This window comes from Paraburkholderia strydomiana (assembly GCF_031456815.1).
Taxonomy (GTDB): Bacteria; Pseudomonadota; Gammaproteobacteria; order Burkholderiales; family Burkholderiaceae; genus Paraburkholderia; species Paraburkholderia caledonica.
The window spans coordinates 116,195-140,214 of record NZ_JAVDVL010000012.1; the positions used below are offsets into that span (position 1 = coordinate 116,195).

Sequence of the window (24,020 nt, forward strand, 5' to 3'; positions counted from 1 at the left end):
GCCGACGATGGCGAAGAAAGAAAGCATACAAAAACGCTTGCAAAAAGTGCGGCCGCCCCGCGTGCAGCTCACCTATGAGGTCGAGCGCGGCGATGCGATCGAGGTGAAAGAACTGCCGTTCGTCGTCGGCGTGGTGGCCGATCTGGCGGGGCAATCCGAAGTCGATCAGCCGAAGCTTCGCGATCGCAAGTTCGTCAATATCGACCGCGACAATTTCGACGACGTGATGAAGGCGATCGAGCCGCGCGCTGCGTTCCAGGTGGAAAATCGCCTGAGCGAAGCCGGCGGCAAATTTGCCGTGGATCTGCGTTTCAAGTCGATGGCCGATTTCAATCCGGACGAAGTCGTCGCGCAAATCGAGCCGTTGCGGCGTCTGCTCGAAGCACGTTCGAAGCTCGCGGATCTGCGCAACAAGCTCGCCGGCAACGACAAGCTCGAAGATCTGCTTTCCGAAGTGCTAAACAACACGCAGCAGTTGCAAACTCTGGCGAAAGATCAGGGCAATGCGGCGGACCAGAACGGCGGCGCGCCGGACCACGACAAGCAAGGCGAATAAGTACGGGGTGTGAGATGAACCAGCAAACAGCAGCGGCCCAACTCGCTACTGCGCAAAGCGGTCCGGAATCCACGCTGCTCGACGAGATCGTCGAGAAAAGCCGCGTGGCGAAGTCCGATTCCGAACATGCGCGTGCGAAAGACCTGATCGGCGAACTCGTGCATCAGGTGCTCGACGGCACCGTGGTCGTCTCCGACAACCTGTCGGCAACGATCGACGCACGCGTTGCGGAACTCGACCGCCTCATTTCCGCGCAGTTGAGCGCGGTGATGCACGCACCCGAATTCCAGCGCATGGAAAGCACCTGGCGCGGTCTGGACTATCTGTGCAAGGAGAGCAACACCGGCTCGACCGTCAAGATCAAGGCGCTGCATGCGCCCAAGCGCGATCTCGTGCGTGACTTCAAGACCGCGATCGAATTCGATCAAAGCGCCCTCTTCAAGAAGATCTACGAAGAAGAGTTCGGCACATTCGGCGGCTCGCCCTTCGGCGCGATCATCGGCGATTTCGAGGTCACGCGTCAGCCCGAAGACGTCTATTTCATCGAGCAGATGTCGCATGTCGCGGCGGCCGCGCATGCGCCCTTCATCGCTTCGGCGTCGCCCGAATTGCTGGGCCTCGAAACGTTTGCCGATCTGGGCAAGCCGCGCGACCTCGGCAAGGTGTTCGACACCGTCGAATACGCGAAGTGGAAGTCGTTCCGCGACTCCGAAGATTCGCGATATGTGGGCCTCACGCTGCCGCGCTTTCTCGGCCGCCTGCCGTTCAATCCGAAAGACGGCGCCACGGCAGAAGGCTTCAACTTTGTGGAAGACGTCGACGGCACCGATCACAGCAAGTACTTGTGGTGCAACGCTGCGTGGGCATTCGCTGCGCGCCTCACGGCTGCATTCGACGATTTCGGCTGGTGTGCAGCCATTCGCGGCGTGGAAGGCGGCGGTCTGGTGGAAGATCTGCCGACTCACACCTTCAAGACCGACGACGGTGAAGTCGCGCTCAAATGCCCGACCGAAATCGCCATTACGGATCGCCGGGAAAAAGAGTTGAGCGACCTGGGTTTCATTCCGCTCGTGCATTGCAAGAACTCCGACTACGCCGCGTTCTTCGCCGCGCAATCGGTGCAAAAGCCCAAGAAGTACAGCACCGACAGCGCAAATGCGAATGCCGTTCTGTCCGCGCAATTGCAGTACATCTTCTCGGTATCGCGCGTTGCGCATTACCTGAAGGCAATGATGCGCGACAAGATCGGCAGCTTTGCATCGGCGCAGAACGTCGAGGTCTTTCTCAATCGCTGGATCTCGCAGTACGTGCTGCTGGATGACAACGCAACCCAGGAACAGAAAGCGCAGTTCCCGTTGCGCGAAGCATCCATCCAGGTCTCGGAGATTCCGGGCAAGCCCGGCGCATATCGCTCGGTTGCTTTCCTGCGCCCGCATTTCCAGCTCGACGAACTGTCGATCTCCTTGCGGCTCGTCGCCGATCTGCCGAAACCGGCCAATTCATAAACGAAGTCAGAAAACCCGGGCCGGCCGCCCGGGTTGGCTGTTAAAACCACCTCTTTGGGGAGTCGATGAGTTATGAAGGACATCTATTTAAAATTCGGCAATCCGGCGATCAAAGGCGAGTCTGCCGATAAAGATCACGCTGGCTGGATCGAAATCGATTCGTGGAGCCACTCGATCACGCAACCGCGCTCGGCCACGGCTTCGACCGCGGGCGGCCACACGTCTGAGCGTTGCGAACACGCGGACATGCAGTTCACGAAAGACATCGACGTAGTCAGCCCGCTGATCTATCAGCACGCATCGGGCGGCACGACGTTCGACGAAGTCACCATCGACTTCATGCGTTCGGACGGCGAAGGCAATCGCATCAAGTACCTCGAAGTAAAGCTGAAGTACGTGATCATTTCGAGCGTGACGCCGAGCGTCGTCGGCGAAGGTCTGCCTACCGAACAGTTCTCGCTGAAGTACGCAGCCGTGCAGTGGAAGTACACGCAGCAGAAGATCGGCGGCAACCAGGGCGGCAACGCGCAGGGCGCGTGGAGCCTGACGAAGAACGACAAGACGTACGCGGTCTGATGCATGGGCGCACGCGGCGCGCGGCCCGGAAGGGCTGCAGCGCATGGCGTGCGCACTGCATCTAACCGCTTCTTCGGACGCCGATGAAACGCTTCGAACCCAGCTTTCTCGACAAGCTGTTCGACGACGAACCGCATCTGCCGGCTTCACCGGCGATGCGGCAATTGTCGTTGGAGGAGTTAAAGGGCACTGTCGCGCGAGATGTCGAAGCGATACTGAACACGCGCATCGCGCTGACCGAGCATGAACTCGCGGCTTTGCCCGAATGTCAGCGCTCCGTGCTCACGTATGGCCTGAACGACTTCGCAGGACTGAGTCTCGCGAGTCATTACGACCGCACGTTCATCTGCAAATCGATTCAACAGGCAATTGCGCGGCATGAGCCGCGCTTACAGCAGGTATCGGTCACGCTCGAACTGAACGAACAATCGACCAACGCGCTGAATTTCGCAATTCAGGCGCTGCTGGTCGTTCATCCGGCAGAAGAACCGGTGAGTTTCGACGCGATGTTGCAACCGTCCACATTGCAATACTCGGTGACGCGCGCACGCGCAAAATTGTAGACGCTGTTTTTAGCTTGATACCGCTTGGCTTCAATGCCGCTTCCCCGCCGCCGCCACGCGCATCGGCGGCGGTAACGAAGCGGAGAAGGTTCGGGTCCGGGGATTAGATCGATGGAAGAATTGCTGCCGTATTACGAGCGCGAGTTGTCATTTTTGCGGCGCTATTCGCGCGACTTCGCGGAGCGCTACCCGAAGATCGCCGCGCGTCTTGCCATGTCGGGCGAGCACTGCGAGGACCCGCATGTCGAGCGAATGATCGAGTCGTTCGCGCTGCTCGGCGCACGCATCAACAAGAAGCTCGACGACGACTACCCCGAGTTCACCGAAGCGCTGCTGGAAGTGCTGTATCCGCATTATCTGCGGCCATTTCCGTCGTGTTCGATTGCGCAATTGGGCAACTCCGCCGCATTGAGTCATCTGACGGAACCGGTCACGATCGAACGCGGTACTGAGCTGAAGTCGCGGCCGATTCGCGGCGTGCAATGCCGATTCCGGACCGCATACGACGTCACGCTCGCACCGGTTCGTATCTCCGAGGCGAAGTACACGTCAGTCGCAATGGCGCCCAGCGCGACCGTGCTACCCGGCAACGCGACCGCAATCGTTTCGATCACCTTCGAATCCACCGCTGCGCAACTCGATCTGTCCGCGTTGAAGGTCGGTACGTTGCGCGCGCATCTGCACGGCGAGCAGTCGTTCATTGCTGCGCTCGCCGACTGCCTGTTCGTCAATGCAATGGCCACATATGTCGAAGCCGACCGGCGCGGCGTATGGACGCAACTGCGTACATCGCCGCTCGCGCAAGCAGGCTTTGACGAGCAGGACGCGCTAATCGACTATCCGGCCAAGTCCCATCCGGCTTATCGGCTCCTCACCGAGTACTTTGCATTCCCGGAAAAATTCAATTTCGCCGACTTCGATCTGACCGCAATGACGCGCGCGACAGGACGCTGCCAACGGCTGACACTGCACGTCGTGCTGAAAGAAGTGCGCAGCGATTCGCATGTCGCCAGGCTTCTCGACGCTTTGTCGGCGCATCATTTCCGTCTCTTCTGCACGCCGGTGGTGAATCTGTTCGAACAGCACGGCGAACCGATTCGCGTGACCCATCAGGCGGTCTCGTACCCGGTGATCGCTGAAGCGCGCCGCGCATTTGCCTACGAGGTTTATTCGATCGATTCGGTCAAGCTCGTCAGGCAACAGGCGCACCAGGAATCGGTCACCGAATTCAGGCCTTTCTATTCGCTGCATCACGGCGAGGCCGCGCGCGCCGGACACTACTGGTTCGCGCGCCGCAACGACTGGGTCGCGCAAAAGAGCCCAGGCTACGAGACCGAGATCTCGATTGTCGATATCGACTTTGAACCGGCGGCGCCGCAAACCGACACGTTGAGTCTCGATCTGACCTGTACGAACCGCGACTTGCCAGCGGGCCTCGCCGTGGGTCTCGAAGGCGGCGATCTCTTTCTCGAAGGCGGGTCGCTGACGGGCAGCATTACGATGTTGCGCCGGCCCACGCCGAGTGTGCGTTTCGAACGCGGCCGGGCCGCGCATTGGCGGCTCATTTCGCATCTCGCGCTGAACCATGTGTCGCTCGCGAATAGCGGGCTTTCCGCGCTGAAGGAAATGCTGGTGCTCTACGATTTGCGGCGCACGGCGGTGTCGGCGCGGCATATCGACGGTCTTGTCGGGATCGAGCAGCGCGCGGCCGTGCAATGGCTGCCCGGCAAACCGTTCGCGACGTTCGTGCGCGGCATTGAGATTCGCTTGACCATCGACGAAGAACATTTTGTCGGCACGAGTCTCGCGTCTTTCGTGCGCGTGATCGACACATTCTTTGGGCTGTATGTGCATCTGAACAGCTTTGTGCAACTGGTCGTCGTGTCGAAGCGCACTGGCGAGGAGATCTTGCGATGCAAACCGCGCAGCGGCGAATCGATCCTGGCGTAGTCGAGCAGCTTCTCGACGAACCGCATCGCTTTGAATTTTTTCAGGCGGTGCGGCTGTTCGAAAAGTGGTTTGCACAACAATCGCCGTCTGACACCGGACGTTCCGGCGATATCGTCGCGCAGCGCATTGCGTTTCGCAATTCGCTCTCCATGTCGTTCCCGCCGAGCGAGATTCACGGTGCGCAATCGTACGACGACGAAGGCACTGCGCTAAAGGAAAGGGCTCAGCGTGCGGCAGCGCTCGAAGACGGCTCGCTCGAAAAAGTGGACATCACGCCGGCATTTTTCGGCTTGCTCGGCGGTCAGGGCGCGTTGCCGTTGCACTACACCGAGCAGATCATCGCCCGTGAACAGATCAAGCGCGACCGCGCCGCGCGCGAATTCTTCGATGTGTTTTCCAATCGCGCCACCGCGCTTTTTTACGCGGCGTGGAAGAAGTACCGCTTGCCGTTTCATTACGAACTGGATCGCGACGAACGCTACTTGCCGTTGTTGCTTGCGCTCGCGGGCGTTGCGGACAACGACACCCGCACCAGTCTGCAGACTGGCGAGGGCGCGCTATTCGACGAAGCGATTGCCGGCTATGCGCTGCCCGCGCGGCACAGGCCAGTGTCGGCAGCGTATTTGCAACGCACGTTGTCCGAATACTTCAAGGTGCCGGTGCGTGTCGAGCAGTTCGTCGGCAAATGGTATGACGTGCCGCGCGATCAATTGACGCTGCTCGGCAGCGTCAACGCAACACTTGGCGCGACTGCGCTCGCGGGGGAGCGCGTCTGGCAGCGCGACATGCGCGCGCGGCTCGTGATCGGACCGCTCGACAAAGCCGACTACGAGGCGTTTCTGCCCGGTGCGGACCGCGCCGTTGCGCTGGAACGCATGCTTACGCTGCTGGCGGGCATCACGCTCGAATACGAAGTGGCGCTAGTGCTGCGCCGCGAGGCCGTGGGCCCGACGCTTCTCAGTAAGGGCGCACGCCTCGGCTGGGACGCGTTTCTTTGTACACGCGACGCCGAGCGCGACCGCATGGATGCGCGTTACGAACTGCACGTGATTCACTGACCATAACGATAGAACCTGACCGGATCGCACGACATGAGCACGTCCCTCAATACCCTGATCGCGAAACTGAATCCGACTTGCCGGCAAGCAGCGTTGCTGGCGGCGAACAACTGTCTTGCACGCGGTCATTACGAGGTGGACCTCGAACATCTGCTGCTTGCGCTGCTCGATGAACCGGCAAGCGATGTTGCGCTAGTGCTGCGCGCAAGCAGGATCGATCCACATGCGTTGCGCGCGGATATCGAGCGTGAGTTGCAGCGCCTGAAAACAGGCAATACGCGTACGCCGGTGTTCTCGAAACAGCTGATCGATCTGCTCGAACAGGCATGGCTAATTGCGTCGCTCGATTCACAGATTGGGCGCATCCGTTCAGGGCATTTGCTGCTCGCGTTGCTGAGCGCACCCGATCTCGCACAATTCGCCGAGCGGATGTCGCCATTGCTGGGCGATGTGCGTGTGACGGATCTGAAGCATAAGTTCGACGAGTTGACTGCGGGCTCTCGCGAAGTCGAGCGCAGCGATGCGGCGCAGAGTCCGGACGAAAGCGCGAGCGATTCAGCGAGAGCGGACGCGGCTGTGGGCGCACCGTCGAAGACGCCGGCACTCGACACCTACACCAGCAACCTCACACAGCGAGCGCGTGAAGGGAAGATCGATCCGGTGATCGGCCGCGAAGGCGAAATTCGCCAGACCATCGACATACTGATGCGGCGTCGGCAGAACAATCCGATCATGACAGGCGAGGCGGGTGTCGGTAAAACTGCGGTGGTCGAAGGGCTCGCGCTTCGCATTGCGGCAGACGACGTGCCCGCACCGCTGAAAGGCGTGGCGCTGCATGTACTGGACATGGGCCTCCTGCAAGCGGGCGCCAGCGTGAAGGGCGAATTCGAGAATCGCCTGAAGAACGTGATTGACGAGGTCAAGAAGAGCCCGCATCCGATCATCCTGTTCATCGACGAGGCGCATACGATCATCGGCGCGGGCGGGCAGGCTGGCCAGAACGATGCGGCGAATCTGCTGAAGCCGGCATTGGCGCGCGGCGAATTACGCACAATCGCTGCGACCACCTGGAGCGAGTACAAGAAGTACTTCGAGAAAGACGCAGCACTGGCACGCCGTTTCCAGGTCGTGAAGATCGAAGAGCCGAGCGAAACGCTGGCGGCAGCGATGTTGCGCGGCATGGCGTCGCTGATGGAAAAGCACTTCAACGTGCGGGTGCTCGACGACGCCATTACCGAAGCAGTGCGCCTCTCGCATCGGTACATTAGCGGCCGGCAACTGCCGGATAAGGCCATCAGCGTGCTTGACACCGCATGCGCGAAAGTCGCGCTCGCGCACAGTTCGACACCGGCCGCCATCGACGACACGAAGAAGCGCCTCGAACGTATCGACGCGGAAATTGCGGCGCTGGAGCGCGAACTGGCGAGCGGGGCGCTTCACGACGAACGGCTCGCGCAGTTGCGCGAACTGCGCGAAGAAGACCTGAAGGATCTCGCCGAAGACGAAGCGCGCTACGACAAGGAGCGCGCATTGGTGAGCGAGATCGTGGGCTTGCGGGCGGAGATCGACGCCGCGCGGGTGAGTAGCGCGGACGCGGAGCAAGCGGCGAAGGCGCAACAGGCGCGCGAAACGCTCGCGGTTCGCGTCGCCGAATTGCATGCGTTGCAGGGCGGTCAGCCCATGGTGCCGTTGCAGGTGGACGGCCACGTCGTAGCGGAAATCGTCGCGTCGTGGACAGGCATTCCGCTCGGCCGCATGGTCAAGGACGAAATCCAGACTGTGCTCAACCTGCAGCCATTACTTGGCGCGCGGGTGATCGGACAGGATCATGCACTCGAAGCCATCGCGCAACGAGTACGCACGGCAAGCGCGAACCTCGAAGATCCGAACAAACCGCGTGGTGTGTTCATGTTCGTCGGACCGTCGGGCGTCGGCAAGACCGAGACGGCACTCGCACTTGCCGATGCGCTGTATGGCGGCGAGCGCAAGATGGTGACGATCAACATGAGCGAGTACCAGGAAGCGCATAGCGTGTCTGGCCTCAAAGGATCGCCGCCGGGCTACGTCGGCTATGGCGAAGGCGGTGTGCTGACAGAAGCGGTGCGCCGCAACCCGTATTCGGTCGTGTTGCTCGATGAGGTCGAAAAGGCCCATCCCGATGTGCTCGAAATGTTCTTTCAGGTGTTCGACAAGGGCACGATGGATGACGCTGAAGGCCGCGAGATAGATTTCCGTAATACGCTGATCATTCTCACGTCGAATGTCGGTTCGCAAGCGGTCATGCAGGCGTGCCTGAACAAAACCGCCGAGGAATTGCCGGACGCCGATGCACTTGCAGAAACCTTGCGCCCGCAACTATACAAAGCATTTAAACCGGCTTTTCTCGGGCGCATGAAAGTAGTGCCCTATTATCCGATTTCCGACGACGTGCTTGCCGAGATCATCGCGTTGAAACTGGAGCGGATTCGCCGCCGCATAGAATCGAATCACAAGGCAGTGTTCGAGTGGGACGAGTCTCTCGTCGATGCGGTCCTCGCGCGCTGCACCGAAGTGGATTCCGGTGCGCGCAACGTCGACCATATTCTCAACGGCACGCTGTTGCCCGAAGTCGCACAACACGTGTTGGAGCGCATAGCCAACGGCGTGGCGATTCAACGTATTTCGGTGCACGCAAGCGAGGCTGGCGAGTTCGAATACGCCGTCGCCTAAGCAACTTCACAAATGCATTCTGATAGCTCTGTGCCATGCCGACCAAACTGAACACGCTGCTTGCCCCAATCAGCGAAGCCGCGCCCTGTGGCGAAGATCTGCTGTTCTCCGCCGACTTCGATGCGATCCAGCACGCCCGGCGTTTCGAAGATCCATCGCTGGATCAAGGCGAATGGATCACCGAGATCAAGGAAGCCGACTGGCCGTTCGTTATCGAGCGATCGAGCGCTTTGCTGCAGACGCAGACCAAAGACTTGCGACTCGCCGTGTGGCTCACGGAAGCGCTTGCCATAGAAGAAGGCGTGAGCGGACTCACGCAGGGTTATACGCTGCTGGCGGGGTTGTGCGAGAAGTTCTGGGACACAGTCCATCCGCTGCCGGAAGGCGACGACACTGAATATCGACTCGGCAACGTTGCATGGCTTGTCGGTCGCACCGGCGATCTGCTGCGCGCCATGCCGCTTACTTCGTCGCAAGGCAACCTGTACAGCACGATCGATTGGGACGTGGCGACACACGTTGCGCAAGCCGTGAAGCGCGATCCCGATCATGCCGACGACATTGCGCGCGGCAAGCCGTCCATCGAGCAGATCGACGCATCGAAACGCGCGACGCCGCCCGCGTTTTACTCAACGCTGCTGGCCGAACTCAAGGCGTTCGAAGCGGCAATGCTCGCACTCGAACAGGAACTGGACCGTCGCGCCGCTGACTCGGCACCGAGCTTCCGTCAGGCGAAAGACGCGTATGAAAGCGTTTATCGTCTGGCCGAACGTTTTGCGCGCGAACTGGGCGTGAATGCAGATGCGCAACCGACGTCTGTCGACAGATCGAGTGCGCCGACGCATCACGAACTGGAACGGGCCGAACCCACCTTCAAAACTTCACCGCAACGCGAGGAACCCGTGTTGACGACGCCGCCGACCCACGCAATCGCAGGAATCCAGAGCCGCGCGCAAGCCGTCGCGCAGTTGCGCGCGGTGGCCCGGTTCTTTCGCACTACGGAGCCGCATAATCCTGCTGCTTACTTTGCCGACAAGGCCGCCGAGGCTGCGGACATGCCGTTGCATCAGTGGCTTTCGACCGTGGTGAAAGACGACGGATCGCTCGCGCATATTCGCGAGTTGCTCGGCGTAAAGCCGGAAGAAAACGGCTAGAGGTCCGCGCCAAAACGAAAAAAACCTGGCTTCGAGTCGCTTGACCGAGCCAGGTTTTTTTACGCGAGCAGTTCAAGTGCTGACGCGTTGGTCCGCTCAGGAACCCGCGCGAAACTCGATTCGGCGATTACGTGCGCGCCCATCGGCGCTATCGTTCGATGCAATCGGCTGATCGGGTCCGACGCCGGTCGTGCTCATCTGTTGGGGCGGAATGCCCTTCGCGACGAGGTAGCCCTTCACGGCATCGGCGCGTGCCTGGCTCAAAGCGATATTCGAGGTTCGGTTACCCGAGTTGTCGGTGTGACCGATAATCGCCACCGTCTTCGTGGTCATCTTCAGCATCGCAGCAGCCATCTGATCGAGAATGGCGCGGCCTTGCGGCGTGAGCGTCGCGCTGCCGGTCTCGAATTCGATCGTACGATTCGCGAGCGTCTGGTCCAGCAGGCCCTGCTCGGATGCACTGACGCGCAGACCGTTCTTGATCGTATAGGTCGGATTCAACGCATTCGCCATATCGCTCGCAAGTTGCTGACGCTGCGACTCGTTGCGTACTTCTCCCTTTACGTCGATCTGCGTGCCGTCGATTTTCAATTGGCCCTTGCTGATCTGCTTCAGTTGCGGCCCGATCAGCTTTTGCACGTTGGCGGACCAGTTAGGCGGCGTCGCGACGTCCGCGACTTCGATCTGATCGACCACGCTGGCTGCCCCATACGTCTCGCGCAAACGTGCGAGCACGGCCGCCTTGGTCGCTTCGTCCGGGACTTTGCCGCCCACCACGACCTGGCCCGGCGCCGCGTTAGCGGGCGGCGGCGATGCCGTGACGGCGCCCGTGCCCGCACCGGTCGTGCCGCTCGCGAGGCCGGCAGTGTTCACCGCGGGCCCCACATTGCCCGCCGTAGCTGAGGGGTTGGCCGAAGCCGCGGCCAGTGTCGTGGTGCGAATCGAAATGCCGCTGTTGTCGACCGGTGTGACGCGGGCAGGGCCGTCGTTGTCGGCGTGCGCCGAAGCGTTGAACATCAAGCCCGCGAGTAGCACGGCGATGCTGGTGCGTGAATTCAGCATTGCATTACGCTCCCGTGAAGGCTTCGCGGAACGTGTCGATGCTGACGCGCAAGGACAGTTGCGGTTGGTCGAGGTAGCTGACAAGCTTGCTGATGCCATGATCGTTTTGTGCGTGTTCGTCGATCCACTCGGGATCGTCGATATCGATGTTATGTGCTGCATAGGCTTGCGGATCGACCACGCTATGCAGCGTTTTCGCCGACGCGCCGTTAAAGCCGACAATGAGCCGCTCGCGCTCTGCGATCGTGCCGATGAAGATCGCCAGTTCGAAATCGGCCTGCGCGACGAACGGCGCGATCAGTTCGAGCCAGAATGCCGCAACGAGACTGCGATAGAACGGATCGTTGGGCAGCGGCAGCGTGAGTCCGCGTTCCAGATGCGACGAGCCGCTTTGCATCACGGGGCGCAGCAGAGAACCGAGCGCGAGCATCGCGCCGCGCAAGCGCACCGGATGGCCGCTTGCCAGCAACATCTGTTCGAGCCCGGCGAGTGTCTGGTGCTCGACAAAGTCGTTGAAGGTGCCGTCATGCGGATTGCCCGGACCGCCGCCAATCTCGATCGGCACCTGCGTTTCGCCCAGCGCCTGCAATGCGCCGGCCGGCTCGCTTGCGCCAAGCAAAGGCTTCATCTGCGCCGACACGCGCGACCACAAACGCGCGAAAGCGAGCGGGCTGTGCGCGAGGAACGTGAGCGGCTTTTCGACTTCGAGCGCGGTTGCCGCCAGAAAGGGAAAGCGGCGCGACGACTGATCGTGACTCGCCACCATATGGCCCGCAATGGCGAGCTTGCTGCGCGAACCGAGGAACGCGAAGTGCATGGGCTTCGCATTTTCGTAGACGATCTTCCAGCGCGGATCGTCGGTGAGCAATTCCATTGCCTCGGCGATCCAGCGGTCGAGCGTGGCGAGCAACTGCGGGTTGTGCGCGCTTTTTACGAAGTCCCCACGCGACGGAATCTTGCCGAAGTACGCGATCTGCGCCTGCACGGTCTGCGTCATTGCGCACTCCCTGTGTTCGAAACCGCAGTGGCGGCCGTGGCCGGCCGCGCCGCCGGCGACGCGGGCGCCGCCGTATTCGTGGCCGTTGCGGTGACCGAGTTGGCCGCCGCACTCACGTCCGCTACCGACGACGGCAGGCGCAAACCGCGCAGGCTCTGCTGTTGCGGCGCGTCGCTGCTGCTGCCCGATGCTTGCGACGTGCTGATGATGCGCATGCTCACCGCTACCGTCACATTGCCCTGGGTCCACGACAGGTCGAAGGTCCCGTCCGGGCGGCGCTTTCGTTGAGCCGAGTTGATCAGCTTCTCAAGACCGTAGCGGCCCGGCTCGTTGACGAGCTGCAGCGTGCGGCCGTCGAAGGTCGTCGCGTTCAGCGTAGCGCCTGGCGAGCCCGACGGATTCGGCCACACGAAGTTGGTCCACTGCGGCGGCGTGTTGCGGTAGCGCATCTGCTGACCGTCGATGGCGAGCGTGTACTCCGTCGTTCCGCTGCTCGGCTGCGGGAGAATCTGGAACACCGTCTGCGGCTCGGCCGAGCTTTGACCCGCCGACGCACCCGCTGCGCCGCCTGCGAGCGGCGCGACCCAACGCGCGAAGCCGTTGGTGAAGTCGGGCGTGAGCGCGAGGCCCATGTCGCCCCATGTGCGGGCGGTGAGCGTGTCGCCGCGGCGCACCGCGAGCGGCCCGAGCGTGGTGCCGACGAACTTCGCAATCGAGCCGTCGGGTCCGAACACCTGCGCAATCTCACCCGCGCCGGCTTCGACCTTCGCATCGCCGGCAAACGGATACTTGCTCGCAAGCGAACTCTGGAACGTCTGATACACCTGCGCATTCCACACCTTGTTCACTTCGACGCTCGCGGGCTGAATCACCACGGCATACGCGGCCATCAGCGGACGCACCAGCAGCGGCCGCAACGCCTTGCGTTGTGAGTCGGTGAGGCCCGTCAACATCTGCTCGTCGACATACTTGAGCGAATCGGCCAACTCGGAGCCGCTGCCGTCGAGCGTCTGCTGCATGAGCTGGCGCGCGCCCGGCCCTGGATCGCCCTGATTCTTGATGACGTTAAAGCGCGTACGGACCTTCGACAGCGTGTCCATGTAGCCCTTGAGCATCGAGCCGTTGTCGCCCGTCACGACAATGCGGCCGAGCGCGGAGAACTCCTGGCCGATCGGGCCCATCGGCAATTCAACTGGATTACCGTTGATGTCGATGTTCGCGTTCAATTGACCGGTCGGCGCGCGCGCGAACCATTGCTTGAACCAGCTCGTCACACCGCTTTGCGCGCGTTTCAGGTTCGCATTGAAAAGCGACGGGTTATCCCACGAGGTCTGGTCGTAGGCAGTTTCGAGTACTTTGCGAATGGGCGAATCCTGCGGATCGCCGAGACGGTTCATTGCGTCCACCGCTTGTCCGAAACTGCCGAAGCTCTGCACCGCAATACCTTGCATGAACTTCTGCCAGTGCATTGCGTACTCGGTCTTGTACATCGTGACGAGTGCTTTCTGAATCTGCTCAGGGCTGCCTTCGAGCGTGAGGTCGTCATGAGCGGAGGTGTTGAGCACCCAGTCTTTCGCTTGCAGTTCTTTCGTCGCGGCGTCGCGGATTGCAGGCTGCACGTACTGGAACCACGCTTCACGCGTGAACGTGCCGGGGATCGCGTAGCTGCCCGCCACGAGCGCCGTATTGTTTTCGCCGACGATGCGCGCAATGGTCATTGGCGCGAAACGGGTCGACGCGCGCGCCTTGATCTCTTCGTAGACACGCTGACGAGCCGGCATGCCGCGCACCACGCGGCGCAGGTTTTCGCGCGTCTGGTCAACGAGGCCGAGGTTCTGGTCGATCATCGGCCAGTCGTCGTCGGATACGCGTGACAGGTAGAACGTGATCATACGCTCCGCGCTGCGGATCATCTCGTCGCGCGGCATGTTGCCGCGATTCGTTTCGAGCCAGCCGCGCCAGAAACGCGCAACCTGGTCGGTCAGATGAGCCGTTTCCACGTGACGTTTGTCACTTAGCATCAGATACGTCTTGAGCGCGTTGTACGCGTCTTCGACATTGGTTGGCGATGCGTCGCTATAAAGCCCGCCCTGGCTGTTCGCCGCCATGGCCGTGTGAGCCGAGACGGGAATGGCGGCCGCATCGGGCGTGCGGTTAAGCGGCGCAAGCTGATCGGGATGCGCGTTGACTTCCTTCAGGAACGACGCGAGGTTCTGCGAAACCGGATCGAGCAGGATCTGGCGCACGCCGTTGTAGTACTCGGTAAGCAGGCGTTCTTCGAGACGATCGCCCTGGTACAGACCGAATGAAACGGCGAGCGGCTTGTCGCGGCGGAACTGTTCCAGCTGGTCGATACGGTCTTCGAGAACGTCCATGGCCTGCAGGCGCGATTGCAGATCGTTGCGGTTCTGCTGCAGACGCACCACATTGTCGAGGTCGGCTTTCACGTTCTCGGCGAGTTGCTGATTTCCGATGGTCGACCAGGTCCAGCCGCCGAGTGCGAGCGCCAGCGCGGCGACGAAGCCGAAGAACGTTGCATAGCGCATGCGCGTTTTCGCTGGGCTTGCGAACTGCTTGACCGTTTGCCGGTCTGCGAAAATTACTTTCGAAAAAAGATCGCGCAGAAAGAAGCCGTTCTTCGAGAATGCGCTATGCGGCTTCGGCAGGCTGTCGGCGCTCAGGCCGAAGCGGTTGGCGATGCGCGTGGCCGCGGAGCTATTGGTTTCGCCTTCCTGCAACGCACTCGTGAAATAAAAGCCGCGGAAGATCGGCTTGTACTGGAACGGGTTCGTTTCAAACAGCGTGGCAAGGAAGGCACGCAATGCCGGCTTAATCGTCGAGAATTCCAGTGGAAAGCTCAGTTGACCGGGCGAGAGCTTATTGCCGCGATTGATTGACATTTGCGCGACGCTGATTTCTTTCAGGCCGTCGTACAGTTCTTCGAAATGCTCGTCGAAAAGCCCCACCACGTCGCGCTTCTCGTCCGGTTCGTAGGGCAGGGTGGCGCCCCACACGCGGTCGTATTCATGACGGTCGCTGCCGCTGAAGAATTCGGTGAAGCCCGTAATCAGGTCTGCCTTCGTGAACATCACGTAGACAGGCGCGAAAACTTCGAGCTTCTCGGTCAATTCCTGCACACGCTGGCGCAGATTCTTCGCGAGATTGATTGCGAATTCCGGCTTGCTGCTGGTGAGCTCCGCAATGCTCGCCGTCACGATGATCCCGTTGATCGGTGCTTTCGGCCGGAAGCGTTTGAGCAGGCCGAGAAAGCCGAGCCATTCGGTGCGGTCTTCCTCATGCACCGAGTAACGGCCGGCCGTATCCAGCAGAATGCCTTCGGTCGTGAAGAACCAGTCGCAGTTGCGCGTGCCGCCAATGCCGTGAATTACCGCGTTGTTCTTGTCGGCGAAGGGAAACTGCAAGCCTGAGTTCAACACAGCGCTGCTCTTGCCGGCGGCGGGGTTGCCGATCACGATGTACCACGGCAACTCATACAGTGCGGAGCCGCCCGAGACCTGACCGATCTTCGAGGTCTTGATGGTCTTGACCGCATCGACGAGGCGCGTGCGCAGTACGTCGAGTTCCGCCTGGCGGGCGGGCGTGGGCGCAGGACCGGCCTCGGTGCTCTGTTTCTCGGCCTGCTGTTCCAGCATCTCGCCGAGCTTGCGGTTCGCGCGCCGCGCGCGCAGGCGGCGCACCGCCCACACGAGCAGCCATAGCGCGATGACCACGCCGAGTGCGATGGCCGGCCACATCAGATCGATCTGCAATGTATCGGCGCCGACGAACAACACAGCAGCGAGCGCGAGCAGGCCGATGATCGAGAGCGTGCGTGGATGGGTCAACACGTTGAGAATGCGTCGCATAAGCCGTTCAGATCTTGATGATTGGTGTTGTGGCGCGTGCTGTGGCAAACGGCATCACGCGAGTGCAGCGTTTGAAACCGAAGCGAAAGAAAACGAAAGCGGGTTCGGGACAAACATCTAAATGGCTCAATTGTTAAATGCGTGAGCGCGGTGCTTGCAAATAGCGGCTCGATGAATGCACCGTTGTATGGCCGATTGCGGTTTGCATTGCCGCTTTTTGCCATAAATAATGATTGAACGCCCCATTTTCCAGCCTCTTGTACCCGTTACGTCTTAATGACCTCGTCCGAGGACGAAGCCGGGTTTGTGATATTCAACGTGCCCGAGATCCATCATTTTCCAGCGGCCACCCCATGTCAGGCCGACCTGTTCGGCTGTTTGCCCATATAACTGATAGCCTCGCATCGCCCAGGGATCTTTTTCTGAAATGACGAGCTTGCCGTCGCGTAGAAACGCATTGTCCGCCGCAAGACCGTATTGGTGATAGCTTTGAAACGCAGCGGCATTGGTGACGTTGCTCCCCATTTGCGCGAGCCGGTTTTGCCGCTCCGGACTGCGATAACCTTCAAGCAAAGCCATTTCGTACCCGTGCTGCTCGTGCATGATTTTGTAGACGAGCAATAAACGCGTTCTGAAATCGGCATCGAGCAGATTCCAGTCGCGGCTCGCATCTTTCAGCGCGGGCCGGATCTGCTCGACTTCACGCGTGGCAAACACCTCCGGCGGCAGCGGCGGCGGGGGTACGAGCTGTTCGCCGTTTAGTAAGGCGGCAATTTTCTCGTCGGGTACCCGTGCTGTTTCGTCGAATTGGAATAACTGCCGGCCGCGTAATGCCAATGCCACCAATGGCGGCGTCGCAAGAATACCTGTGGTGGTAAAAATCAGCAAGCGCCGACGCGCCAGTAATTTCTTCATATCCACCGCAGTGGATTGCGAAATTCTTGCCGAGCGTGCTAATTGGCCGCGCGCGACGGATGCGCTACGCGATGCCCCGCGCATAACACGTCCATGAATGGTCAGTGCAGCGTCTAATAGAGAAGCCCGGACTGCCGGCAAAAGCAGCATTGCGGCGATCACAACCGCGATGGCGAAATAGGCAAGAAGTACTACGGCAATCAATGGCGACCCCGGAAATTGGAAACAATTGTATTTTGTAATGCTTGCTCTTAGAATCAGGCCTGCTCGGAGAGGAGCCGGAGCAGTATTATCACGGCGAAATAATCCAGGATTCAATGAGACAGTGAATGAGTGCGCCGGAAAATTCAAATTCCAAAGCCCCGCCTAGCCTGTTATCCGATAAGGCTAAAGGCGCAGATGGCAATGGTTCGCGAATTCTTGCGAATCTGGAAGGCCGCGTCGCGCCGCCTAACGATAAACCACGCCGGTCAAGAACGCCTCTTGCGCTGGTCGCCCTGCTTGTAATCGCGGCGGGGGGATGGGGCGCGTGGCACATGCAACAACGTGCGCCTGCGGAGCCGGTCGCCGGCGCCCTGCCCGCGAGTGGGGCAAACGTCGCCAGGGCCGCCGTAGCAGCCTCCGTTGCGAGCGCAACCGTTCAGGTCGCCGCGAATGCGCAAGCGCCCGCGCCGGCATCGTCGCAAGCGGCGACGATCATCGCCGATGACAGCGACAGCAAAGCCGCGGCTTCTTCTGCATCGGCGTCCGCGGGTCTCGCGGACAACCGCTTGTCGCGGGCGCTTGCGGACGGCGCGGTGCCGAGCGGCGCTTCGACCTCGGTTGCTGCGGTCGCGCCGGTCTCAGGCGCGTCCGCAACGGCACCAGCGGTTGCGTCGGCGGCGAAGCACGACAAGAGTTCAACGGCCGTTGCGAGCAGGAGCAGGCACGAGGCAGCGGCGCACGGCAAGAAGGAAACCGTAACGGCAAGCGCAGGCAACCATCGTTCGGGCACGACGACCGCCGCCACGCAGACGAAGAAAGCGAAGCCGGGTGCGACATCGAAAGATGATTCGGACGCCGATCTATTAGCCGCGCTCGTTGCACGGACCAAACCGGCGGACAGCAAGGCGGGCGGCAGTAGTCCGGCCGCCAAGGTGCCTACCTCGGCGGCGCCGGGCAATGCAAAGCTTGCCGAGCGCGTAAAAGAGTGCGGACAGCGTGGCTTTTTCGAAGACCAGTTGTGCCGCTGGCGCGTGTGCGACGGTCATTGGGGCAAAGACCCCGCATGCCCAGGCTCTGCGCAGCAAGCGCGTCAGCCCTGACTCTTTGCCATACGAGTTTTCTGTTAGAGAGGCCTTGGCGAGGTTCGCGTTATCCGTGAGCCTCGTCGATACTACGGTTTGATTTCGGCGTCTTTAAGTCTATGATGACTCTCCCTAGTCGCACACCGATGCGATAGAACAGGAGACATCAATGAAGCGGTTTTTCGTGGCATTGAGCTATGTAGCAAGCGTCGTGACTGCTCTGGTCATTGCGGCATGCGGCGGCAGCGAACTTAATCCCTCCAGTCCCCCCAAGGTCATTATCGACAGCGACTACAACACGCTGAGCGACGACGGCCAGCTCGGCGTCATGGCGGCGCAATTACAGGCGCAGGGATCGCTGAAAGTACTCGGCATTACCGTAGTGTCGGGTAATCAATGGTTGAAGCAAGGCGTGGCGGATGCATTGAAATCCGTCGAGCGGCTCGGCGTTGAAAAGCAGATCGGCGTCTATGCGGGCGCAAACTATGCACTGTCGCATGACTTCGCCACGATCCAGGCAGAAATGACGCAATTCCCCGGCGGCGACGGCTATCTCGGCGCTTGGGGCACGCCCGAGCCGAAGTCCGACAGCGACCTCGTGGCACCGCCCGACGGCTTCGCGACGCACACCAAGGTGCAGAGCAAAAGCGCGGTGGATTTCATCGTCGATTCAGTGAAGCAGAATCCCGGCGAGGTGACGATTCTTGCAATCGGACCATTGACCAATATTGCGCTCGCCGCGCGTCAGCATCCCGAGATCGTGCCGTTGATCAAGCAGATCATCTATATGGGAGGCGCGATCGACGTGCCGGGCAATACGACACCAACGGCGGAATTCAACTGGTGGTTCGATCCGCAAGCAGCGAAAGAGGTGCTGCGTCTGCCGGTGAAGCAGGTCGTCGTGCCGCTCGACGTGACAGACACCGTGAAAATGGATAAGGCGCTTTACGACCGTATCGCACATGATCCAACGAAGCAGACCATCATTACTCAATTGTTCAAGACATTGAATGGCTACGGTTTCGACGGCAAGAACGGCTTCGAGACGAACCCGAACTACACCACGAACATATGGGACACACTGACACTCGGGTATCTAATGCATCCTTCGTTTGCGACCCAGACCGTGGACGAGTGGGTGGACGTGGATACGAGTTTCGGCGCAAATGACGGCAAAGCTACCGGCTATGCGAGCTCACCGCCGGCTGGCTTGCAGAAGATGACCATCGTTAAACGCTTCGACAACCAGAACTTCTTCAATTTCTATGTGGACCTGCTGACCCGGCCGGTGCCGCTGCCAGGCTGATCTATTGTCACGCGTGTACTGCTGCGAGGCTGCATGAATCCGCTTCACGCGGGATGCAAGCCACGCAGCAATTGACGCACTCGCGAGAGATCCTGATCGACGTGCTCGGCGTTTTCGAACAACTCCGCGAGCCAGTCCACGAATGCGCGTACGCGGGGCGACACGCGGCGATTCTTCAGATAGGCGACCGAAACAGGCATGGGCACAGGCTTCCATTGCGGAAGTACTTCGCGCAATAGTCCAGAGTCGAGGTACGGTTGCGCGGCGATCCGTGCGGGTTGAATGAGCCCGTGGCCTTGCAGTCCGCAGGTGAGATACGCCTGCTCGTCGCTGACCTTCACGAAACCATTTACCTTGACGCTTTGCGCTTCGCCGTCCACTTCGAAATCGAATGCGACTTCGCGGCCGTTATGCGGCGACATGCAATTGACCGCGACGTGCCCGCGCAGGTCGTCGAGGTCGGTCGGCGTGCCGTATCGATTGAGATAATCCGGACTTGCACAGGTCACATGCTCGAGCGTGCCGAGATGCCGCGCGACGAGATTCGAGTCCGGCAATTCACCGAGCTGGATGCTGCAGTCGATTGCTTCGGACACCAGATCCACCGTACGGTTGCTGACGCCAACGGCAAGGTCCAGGTTGGGATAGCGCGTATGGAAGTCGTCGAGCGCAGGCAGCACGATTGCGCTTGCCACCGAGCCGGGCATTTCGATGCGCAGGCGGCCGGTGAGGTTATCGGTGGCGTGCCGGATGCTGGCTTCCATTTCGTCGATATCGGCGAGGATTTGCGCACAGCGTTCGTAATAGGCGGCGCCTTCCGGAGTGACGCTGAGCCGCCGCGTGGTGCGGGCGAGCAACTGCGTGCCGAGCAGGGCTTCCAGATTCTGGACGATGGTAGTCGCCGTCGCGCGCGGAATGTTCAGCGATTCCGCTGCGCGGGTGAAGCTGTTCGTGTCCACGATCCGGATGAATGTGCGCATGGCGGTTATTCTGTCTATCATTCGGTGCCTCTCGTTTGGGGTTAGCTTTTTGCCTTTGCGGCGGGCTGTTTGGGTGTTTGATTGATTACACTGGGGTTCTTTGGACGCTTTGGCCTCTCCCTGTTTTCACGGCGGTCTATTAGCGCTGCCCCTGTGCGGGGCGGCACTTACTTTCTTTGCGGCCGCAAAGAAAGTAAGCAAAGAAAGCGGCTCACACCGCTAGCTCATAAGTGGGTCCCCTGGCTCAGAGGGGGCAGTGGTGCATCTGGATTCCGTGCCCTCGCACATTCCGCACTCGTGACAAGGCAGTCATACTTCCCGCCTCGCGCGGTGCGCTCGTCGGAAAGGTGCACGGAACACCGTGCGCGCTTTGACGCGTATCGGTAGTACTTCCGATCGAAAACTTGGGCGCGACATGACTGCCCGCAACAAAAAAGCACCGACGGTTTTATGAACGACCGCCACGGCGCGCGAAGCGCTGCCGGAAGAATGACTGCCTTGTCACGAGTGCGGAATGTGCGGGAGCACGGATTCCAGATGCACCACTACCGGTTGCAGACCACGGCGCCCACTTATGAGCTAGCGGTTTGAGCCCGCTTTCTTTGCTTACTTTCTTTGCGGCGGCAAAGAAAGTAAGTGCCGCCCCGCACAGGGGCAACGCTAATAGACCGCCGTGAAATCAAGGAAAGGCCAAAGGTCCCACCCAGAAACAGAACTCCAAACCACAAAAAGCAAAAAACAAATCCACCGCCCGCAGGCGCGAAAAAAATACCGCGCCGCAGGCAGCAACCCTCTCAATCACTTCCGCAAAGAATCGAGATCGATCACAAATCGATACTTGACGTCGCTCTTCAACATCCGCTCATACGCCTCATTGATCTTCTGCATCGGAATGACTTCGACGTCCGAAGTGATTCCGTGCTCACCGCAGAAGTCCAGCATCTCCTGCGTCTCGGCAATCCCGCCGATCAGTGAGCCAGCCAGGCGGCGGCGCTTGAGAATCAGGTTGAACACTTGCGGCGACGGATGGTCGTGCTCCGGCGCGCCTACCAGCGTCATCGTTCCATCGCGCTTGAGCAGGTTAAGGAACGGGTTCAGGTCGTGCGGCGCAGCCACCGTATTCACAATCAGATCGAAGCTGTTCGCATGCGCTTCCATTTCTTGCGCGTTCTTCGAGATCACCACCTCGTGTGCGCCTAGCCGCTTCGCGTCCTCGATCTTCGACGGCGACGTGGTGAACAGCACGACATGCGCGCCCATCGCACGCGCAAGCTTCACGCCCATGTGACCCAGACCGCCGAGGCCGACAACGCCGACCTTCTTGCCGGGGCCGGCGCCCCATGTGCGCAGCGGCGAATACGTCGTGATGCCCGCGCACAGCAATGGCGCAACGCCGGCGGGGTCGAGATTTTGCGGCACGCGTAACGTGAATTCTTCGTCGACGACGAGCTGAGTCGAATAACCGCCGTACGTAATCTGTCCGTCGACGCGGTCCACGCCGTTATAGGTACCGACAAAACCGTTCTCGCAGTACTGCTCGAGCCCTTCGGCGCAACTTGCGCAGGTGCGGCACGAGTCGACGAGGCATCCTACGCCTACGAAATCACCCGTCTTGTACTTCGTGACGTCCGGTCCCACGGCGGTGACGCGGCCGACGATCTCGTGACCGGGCACCACGGGATACACGGTGTTCTTCCATTCGTTGCGGGCCTGATGCAGGTCGGAGTGACACACGCCGCAATACAGCACTTCCATCTGTACGTCGTGCGCGCGCAGTTCGCGGCGCTGGATTTCAAACGGGGCGAGCGGCGCGCTGGCGTCGGTCGCGGCATAGGCATATGTCGTGCTCATGGGTAGCTCCAGCAAAAGAGGGTGGATGTTGCAAGCCGCCCGCGATGGGCGATACATGTCGCCGATGCGGCCAGGTCTTGCCAATGTTTCGATCAAAGCGTCGGACCACCGCGCGGATCGGAACGCCCGCATGGGTGGCGAGTTCGTGAACTTGAACTGCGACCAGACTGGTGGCGTAGCGCGGAAAGGATGATCCGGCAGGGTTCCCATAGTAGGAGCGCGCGGCCACTCAGTGAATACCTGAATGTCTTGAAGATTTGCCTAAAACTCCTGGAGAGGAGCGCACCAGGCAGTTTGGTGCTAAATTTCAAGCATTATTCTCTTGCCCGTCACTATATCGTCATGTCGCAGCACTCGTCCGAACTGTCGTCACCCGCAGCCGAACTTCCAGTGGCCGACGCCGCGCAGCAGCGCCTGATCGAAGTATTCGACATGCTCGCGCCGAAGCCTGGCATGACGCGTTCGAGCCTGGAAGGTGTGAACCTGATGCGTGCCAACAGCCCGCTGCCGCGCATGCCGGTCATGTACGAGCCGAGCATTGTTATTGTGTGTCAGGGGCGCAAGCGAGGCTATCTCGGGGACCAGGTGTTCCAGTACGATGCGCAGCAGTACCTCGTGCTGTCCGTGCCGCTGCCGTTCGAATGTGAGACCGAGGCGAGCTTTGATCAGCCGTTCCTCGGCATCTCGATCCGGGTCGATCTGACCATGGTGGCCGAGTTGCTGATGGCGCTCAACGAAACGCAAGGCGCCGCGAAGAACGAACCGCTCGGCATTTACTCGACGCCGCTCGATCCCGCTTTGAGCAGCGCGGTGCAGCGTCTGCTGGATGCACTGGCGTCGCCGCTCGACGCGCGCATTCTCGCGCCCAGCATCGTGCGCGAAATCTGTTATCGGGTGTTGACCGGCGAGCAGGGCGACGCGATTCGCGCGGCGCTCACGCACCAGAATCATTTTGGCCGCGTTGCAAAGGCGCTGCGTCGCATCCACGCCGATTATCACGGCGCGCTCGACGTCGATACGCTTGCTGCGGAAGCCGGTATGAGCCTCGCTGTTTTTCACGCGCAATTCAAAGCAGTGACAGCGACTTCGCCGATGCAATACGTGAAGACCACACGTTTGCATCACGCGCGCCTGTTGATGGTGCAGGACGGTTTGAATGCGGGCGCCGCAGCGGCGCGCGTAGGTTATGAAAGCGCCTCGCAATTCAGCCGCGAATTCAAGCGCCTGTTTGGCCTGAGTCCCGTCGACGAAGTGAAGCGCATGCGGGCAATCTACGACTCACCGCCGCCGCGAATCGTGCAGCCAGTCGCACGTTATGTCACGGCCGTGTAAGCGCGCTGCCTCACACCTTCTTCAGATACGCCGCCTTCAACATGAAGTTGCCGGCGTCCATTTTGCAGTCCACCTCGTGATCGCCGCCGGCGAGCCGAATGCTTTTCACTTTCGTGCCCATTTTCAGTGTGATGGAAGAGCCCTTTACTTTGAGATCCTTGATTAGCACTACCGCATCGCCGTCGGCGAGCACATTGCCGTTGGCGTCCTTGACCACGCGTTCGTCTGACTGGTCAGCGGATGTGACGGCGGCGATTGGCCACTCGTGCGCGCAGTCGGGGCAGACATAGTTCTCGCCGTCCGGGTAAGTGTTGTCCATTGCGCATTGGGGGCAGGCGGGAATTGTCGACATGG

18 protein-coding genes are annotated in these 24,020 nt (G+C 60.5%); 11 read left to right on the plus strand and 7 right to left on the minus strand.

The window, feature by feature from the left end:
- The first annotated feature begins 7 nt into the window (after positions 1–7).
- The 8 genes from tssB (at position 8) to tssA (ending at position 10,071) form a co-directional block, all read left to right on the plus strand.
- Positions 8–556 (plus strand): type VI secretion system contractile sheath small subunit, encoded by a 549-nt coding sequence (tssB, locus tag J2W46_RS27060; RefSeq protein ID WP_027779365.1) that lies wholly within the window; start codon positions 8–10, stop codon positions 554–556.
- A gap of 14 nt (positions 557–570) precedes the next feature.
- The gene (gene tssC, locus J2W46_RS27065) at positions 571–2,061 is read left to right on the plus strand and encodes a type VI secretion system contractile sheath large subunit (protein ID WP_020070380.1); all 1,491 of its coding nucleotides are present in this window, start codon (positions 571–573) and stop codon (positions 2,059–2,061) included.
- 72 nt (positions 2,062–2,133) lie between these two features.
- Complete coding sequence (locus J2W46_RS27070) at positions 2,134–2,637, plus strand: Hcp family type VI secretion system effector (protein ID WP_020070381.1); 504 nt, start codon at positions 2,134–2,136, stop codon at positions 2,635–2,637.
- Between the two features lie 83 nt (positions 2,638–2,720).
- Positions 2,721–3,200 (plus strand): type VI secretion system baseplate subunit TssE, encoded by a 480-nt coding sequence (gene tssE / locus J2W46_RS27075; protein ID WP_020070382.1) that lies wholly within the window; start codon positions 2,721–2,723, stop codon positions 3,198–3,200.
- Positions 3,201–3,311: 111 nt separating this feature from the next.
- The gene (gene tssF / locus J2W46_RS27080) at positions 3,312–5,150 is read left to right on the plus strand and encodes a type VI secretion system baseplate subunit TssF (protein WP_310357815.1); all 1,839 of its coding nucleotides are present in this window, start codon (positions 3,312–3,314) and stop codon (positions 5,148–5,150) included.
- A complete protein-coding gene (gene tssG, locus J2W46_RS27085) occupies positions 5,114–6,208 on the plus strand; it encodes a type VI secretion system baseplate subunit TssG (protein WP_310357817.1) in 1,095 nt (364 codons plus the stop codon). Before tssF ends, tssG begins: the two co-directional genes overlap by 37 nt.
- Before the next feature lie 33 nt (positions 6,209–6,241).
- Positions 6,242–8,917, plus strand: coding sequence for a type VI secretion system ATPase TssH (tssH, locus tag J2W46_RS27090; protein WP_310357819.1), 2,676 nt, complete (start codon positions 6,242–6,244; stop codon positions 8,915–8,917).
- 35 nt (positions 8,918–8,952) lie between these two features.
- Positions 8,953–10,071, plus strand: coding sequence for a type VI secretion system protein TssA (tssA, locus tag J2W46_RS27095; protein ID WP_310357820.1), 1,119 nt, complete (start codon positions 8,953–8,955; stop codon positions 10,069–10,071).
- 96 nt (positions 10,072–10,167) lie between these two features.
- Here tssA and J2W46_RS27100 read toward each other — a convergent pair whose 3' ends face one another.
- From J2W46_RS27100 to J2W46_RS27115, 4 genes are all read right to left on the minus strand, one after another.
- Complete coding sequence (locus tag J2W46_RS27100; RefSeq protein ID WP_310357821.1) at positions 10,168–11,133, minus strand: OmpA family protein; 966 nt, start codon at positions 11,131–11,133, stop codon at positions 10,168–10,170.
- A gap of 4 nt (positions 11,134–11,137) precedes the next feature.
- A complete protein-coding gene (gene tagF, locus J2W46_RS27105) occupies positions 11,138–12,130 on the minus strand; it encodes a type VI secretion system-associated protein TagF (protein WP_020070388.1) in 993 nt (330 codons plus the stop codon).
- Entirely contained in the window at positions 12,127–15,996 is a 3,870-nt protein-coding gene (gene tssM, locus J2W46_RS27110; protein WP_087754461.1) for a type VI secretion system membrane subunit TssM, read from the minus strand. The genes tagF and tssM overlap by 4 nt, the downstream gene beginning before the upstream one ends.
- Before the next feature lie 273 nt (positions 15,997–16,269).
- Positions 16,270–17,115 carry a M15 family metallopeptidase gene (locus J2W46_RS27115; protein ID WP_027805001.1) on the minus strand — a complete coding sequence of 282 codons (846 nt, stop codon included), beginning with the start codon at positions 17,113–17,115 and terminating at the stop codon, positions 16,270–16,272.
- Between the two features lie 125 nt (positions 17,116–17,240).
- Here J2W46_RS27115 and J2W46_RS27120 point away from each other — a divergent pair, with 125 nt between their 5' ends.
- The gene (locus tag J2W46_RS27120; RefSeq protein WP_310357823.1) at positions 17,241–18,215 is read left to right on the plus strand and encodes a hypothetical protein; all 975 of its coding nucleotides are present in this window, start codon (positions 17,241–17,243) and stop codon (positions 18,213–18,215) included.
- Positions 18,216–18,366: 151 nt separating this feature from the next.
- Positions 18,367–19,503, plus strand: coding sequence for a nucleoside hydrolase (locus tag J2W46_RS27125; RefSeq protein ID WP_131317558.1), 1,137 nt, complete (start codon positions 18,367–18,369; stop codon positions 19,501–19,503).
- A gap of 44 nt (positions 19,504–19,547) precedes the next feature.
- On the opposite strand, the gene J2W46_RS27130 is transcribed toward J2W46_RS27125, so the two are convergent.
- Both J2W46_RS27130 and J2W46_RS27135 read right to left on the minus strand, forming a co-directional pair.
- A complete protein-coding gene (locus tag J2W46_RS27130; protein ID WP_131317556.1) occupies positions 19,548–20,504 on the minus strand; it encodes a LysR family transcriptional regulator in 957 nt (318 codons plus the stop codon).
- Between the two features lie 777 nt (positions 20,505–21,281).
- Positions 21,282–22,334, minus strand: a complete 1,053-nt coding sequence (locus J2W46_RS27135) for an NAD(P)-dependent alcohol dehydrogenase (protein ID WP_310357826.1) — start codon at positions 22,332–22,334, stop codon at positions 21,282–21,284.
- 342 nt (positions 22,335–22,676) lie between these two features.
- Here J2W46_RS27135 and J2W46_RS27140 point away from each other — a divergent pair, with 342 nt between their 5' ends.
- Positions 22,677–23,666: an AraC family transcriptional regulator gene (locus J2W46_RS27140; protein WP_088176038.1), complete on the plus strand. Its 990-nt coding sequence runs from the start codon at positions 22,677–22,679 to the stop codon at positions 23,664–23,666.
- Positions 23,667–23,676: 10 nt separating this feature from the next.
- Here J2W46_RS27140 and J2W46_RS27145 read toward each other — a convergent pair whose 3' ends face one another.
- On the minus strand, positions 23,677–24,018 hold the full coding sequence (locus J2W46_RS27145) for a zinc ribbon domain-containing protein YjdM (protein ID WP_027805005.1): 342 nt from the start codon (positions 24,016–24,018) through the stop codon (positions 23,677–23,679).
- Positions 24,019–24,020: the final 2 nt, after the last annotated feature.

Coding starts and splice junctions, on each gene's coding strand:
- J2W46_RS27100 (WP_310357821.1), bottom strand. CDS start 11,133: ATGCTGAATTCACGCACCAGCATCGCCGTGCTACTCGCGGGCTTGATG.
- tssC (WP_020070380.1), top strand. CDS start 571: ATGAACCAGCAAACAGCAGCGGCCCAACTCGCTACTGCGCAAAGCGGT.
- tssA (WP_310357820.1), top strand. CDS start 8,953: ATGCCGACCAAACTGAACACGCTGCTTGCCCCAATCAGCGAAGCCGCG.
- J2W46_RS27070 (WP_020070381.1), top strand. CDS start 2,134: ATGAAGGACATCTATTTAAAATTCGGCAATCCGGCGATCAAAGGCGAG.
- tssB (WP_027779365.1), top strand. CDS start 8: ATGGCGAAGAAAGAAAGCATACAAAAACGCTTGCAAAAAGTGCGGCCG.
- tssM (WP_087754461.1), bottom strand. CDS start 15,996: ATGCGACGCATTCTCAACGTGTTGACCCATCCACGCACGCTCTCGATC.
- J2W46_RS27135 (WP_310357826.1), bottom strand. CDS start 22,334: ATGAGCACGACATATGCCTATGCCGCGACCGACGCCAGCGCGCCGCTC.
- tssE (WP_020070382.1), top strand. CDS start 2,721: ATGAAACGCTTCGAACCCAGCTTTCTCGACAAGCTGTTCGACGACGAA.
- tssG (WP_310357817.1), top strand. CDS start 5,114: ATGCAAACCGCGCAGCGGCGAATCGATCCTGGCGTAGTCGAGCAGCTT.
- J2W46_RS27120 (WP_310357823.1), top strand. CDS start 17,241: ATGAGTGCGCCGGAAAATTCAAATTCCAAAGCCCCGCCTAGCCTGTTA.
- J2W46_RS27145 (WP_027805005.1), bottom strand. CDS start 24,018: ATGTCGACAATTCCCGCCTGCCCCCAATGCGCAATGGACAACACTTAC.
- J2W46_RS27130 (WP_131317556.1), bottom strand. CDS start 20,504: ATGATAGACAGAATAACCGCCATGCGCACATTCATCCGGATCGTGGAC.
- tssF (WP_310357815.1), top strand. CDS start 3,312: ATGGAAGAATTGCTGCCGTATTACGAGCGCGAGTTGTCATTTTTGCGG.
- tssH (WP_310357819.1), top strand. CDS start 6,242: ATGAGCACGTCCCTCAATACCCTGATCGCGAAACTGAATCCGACTTGC.
- J2W46_RS27125 (WP_131317558.1), top strand. CDS start 18,367: ATGAAGCGGTTTTTCGTGGCATTGAGCTATGTAGCAAGCGTCGTGACT.
- J2W46_RS27140 (WP_088176038.1), top strand. CDS start 22,677: ATGTCGCAGCACTCGTCCGAACTGTCGTCACCCGCAGCCGAACTTCCA.
- tagF (WP_020070388.1), bottom strand. CDS start 12,130: ATGACGCAGACCGTGCAGGCGCAGATCGCGTACTTCGGCAAGATTCCG.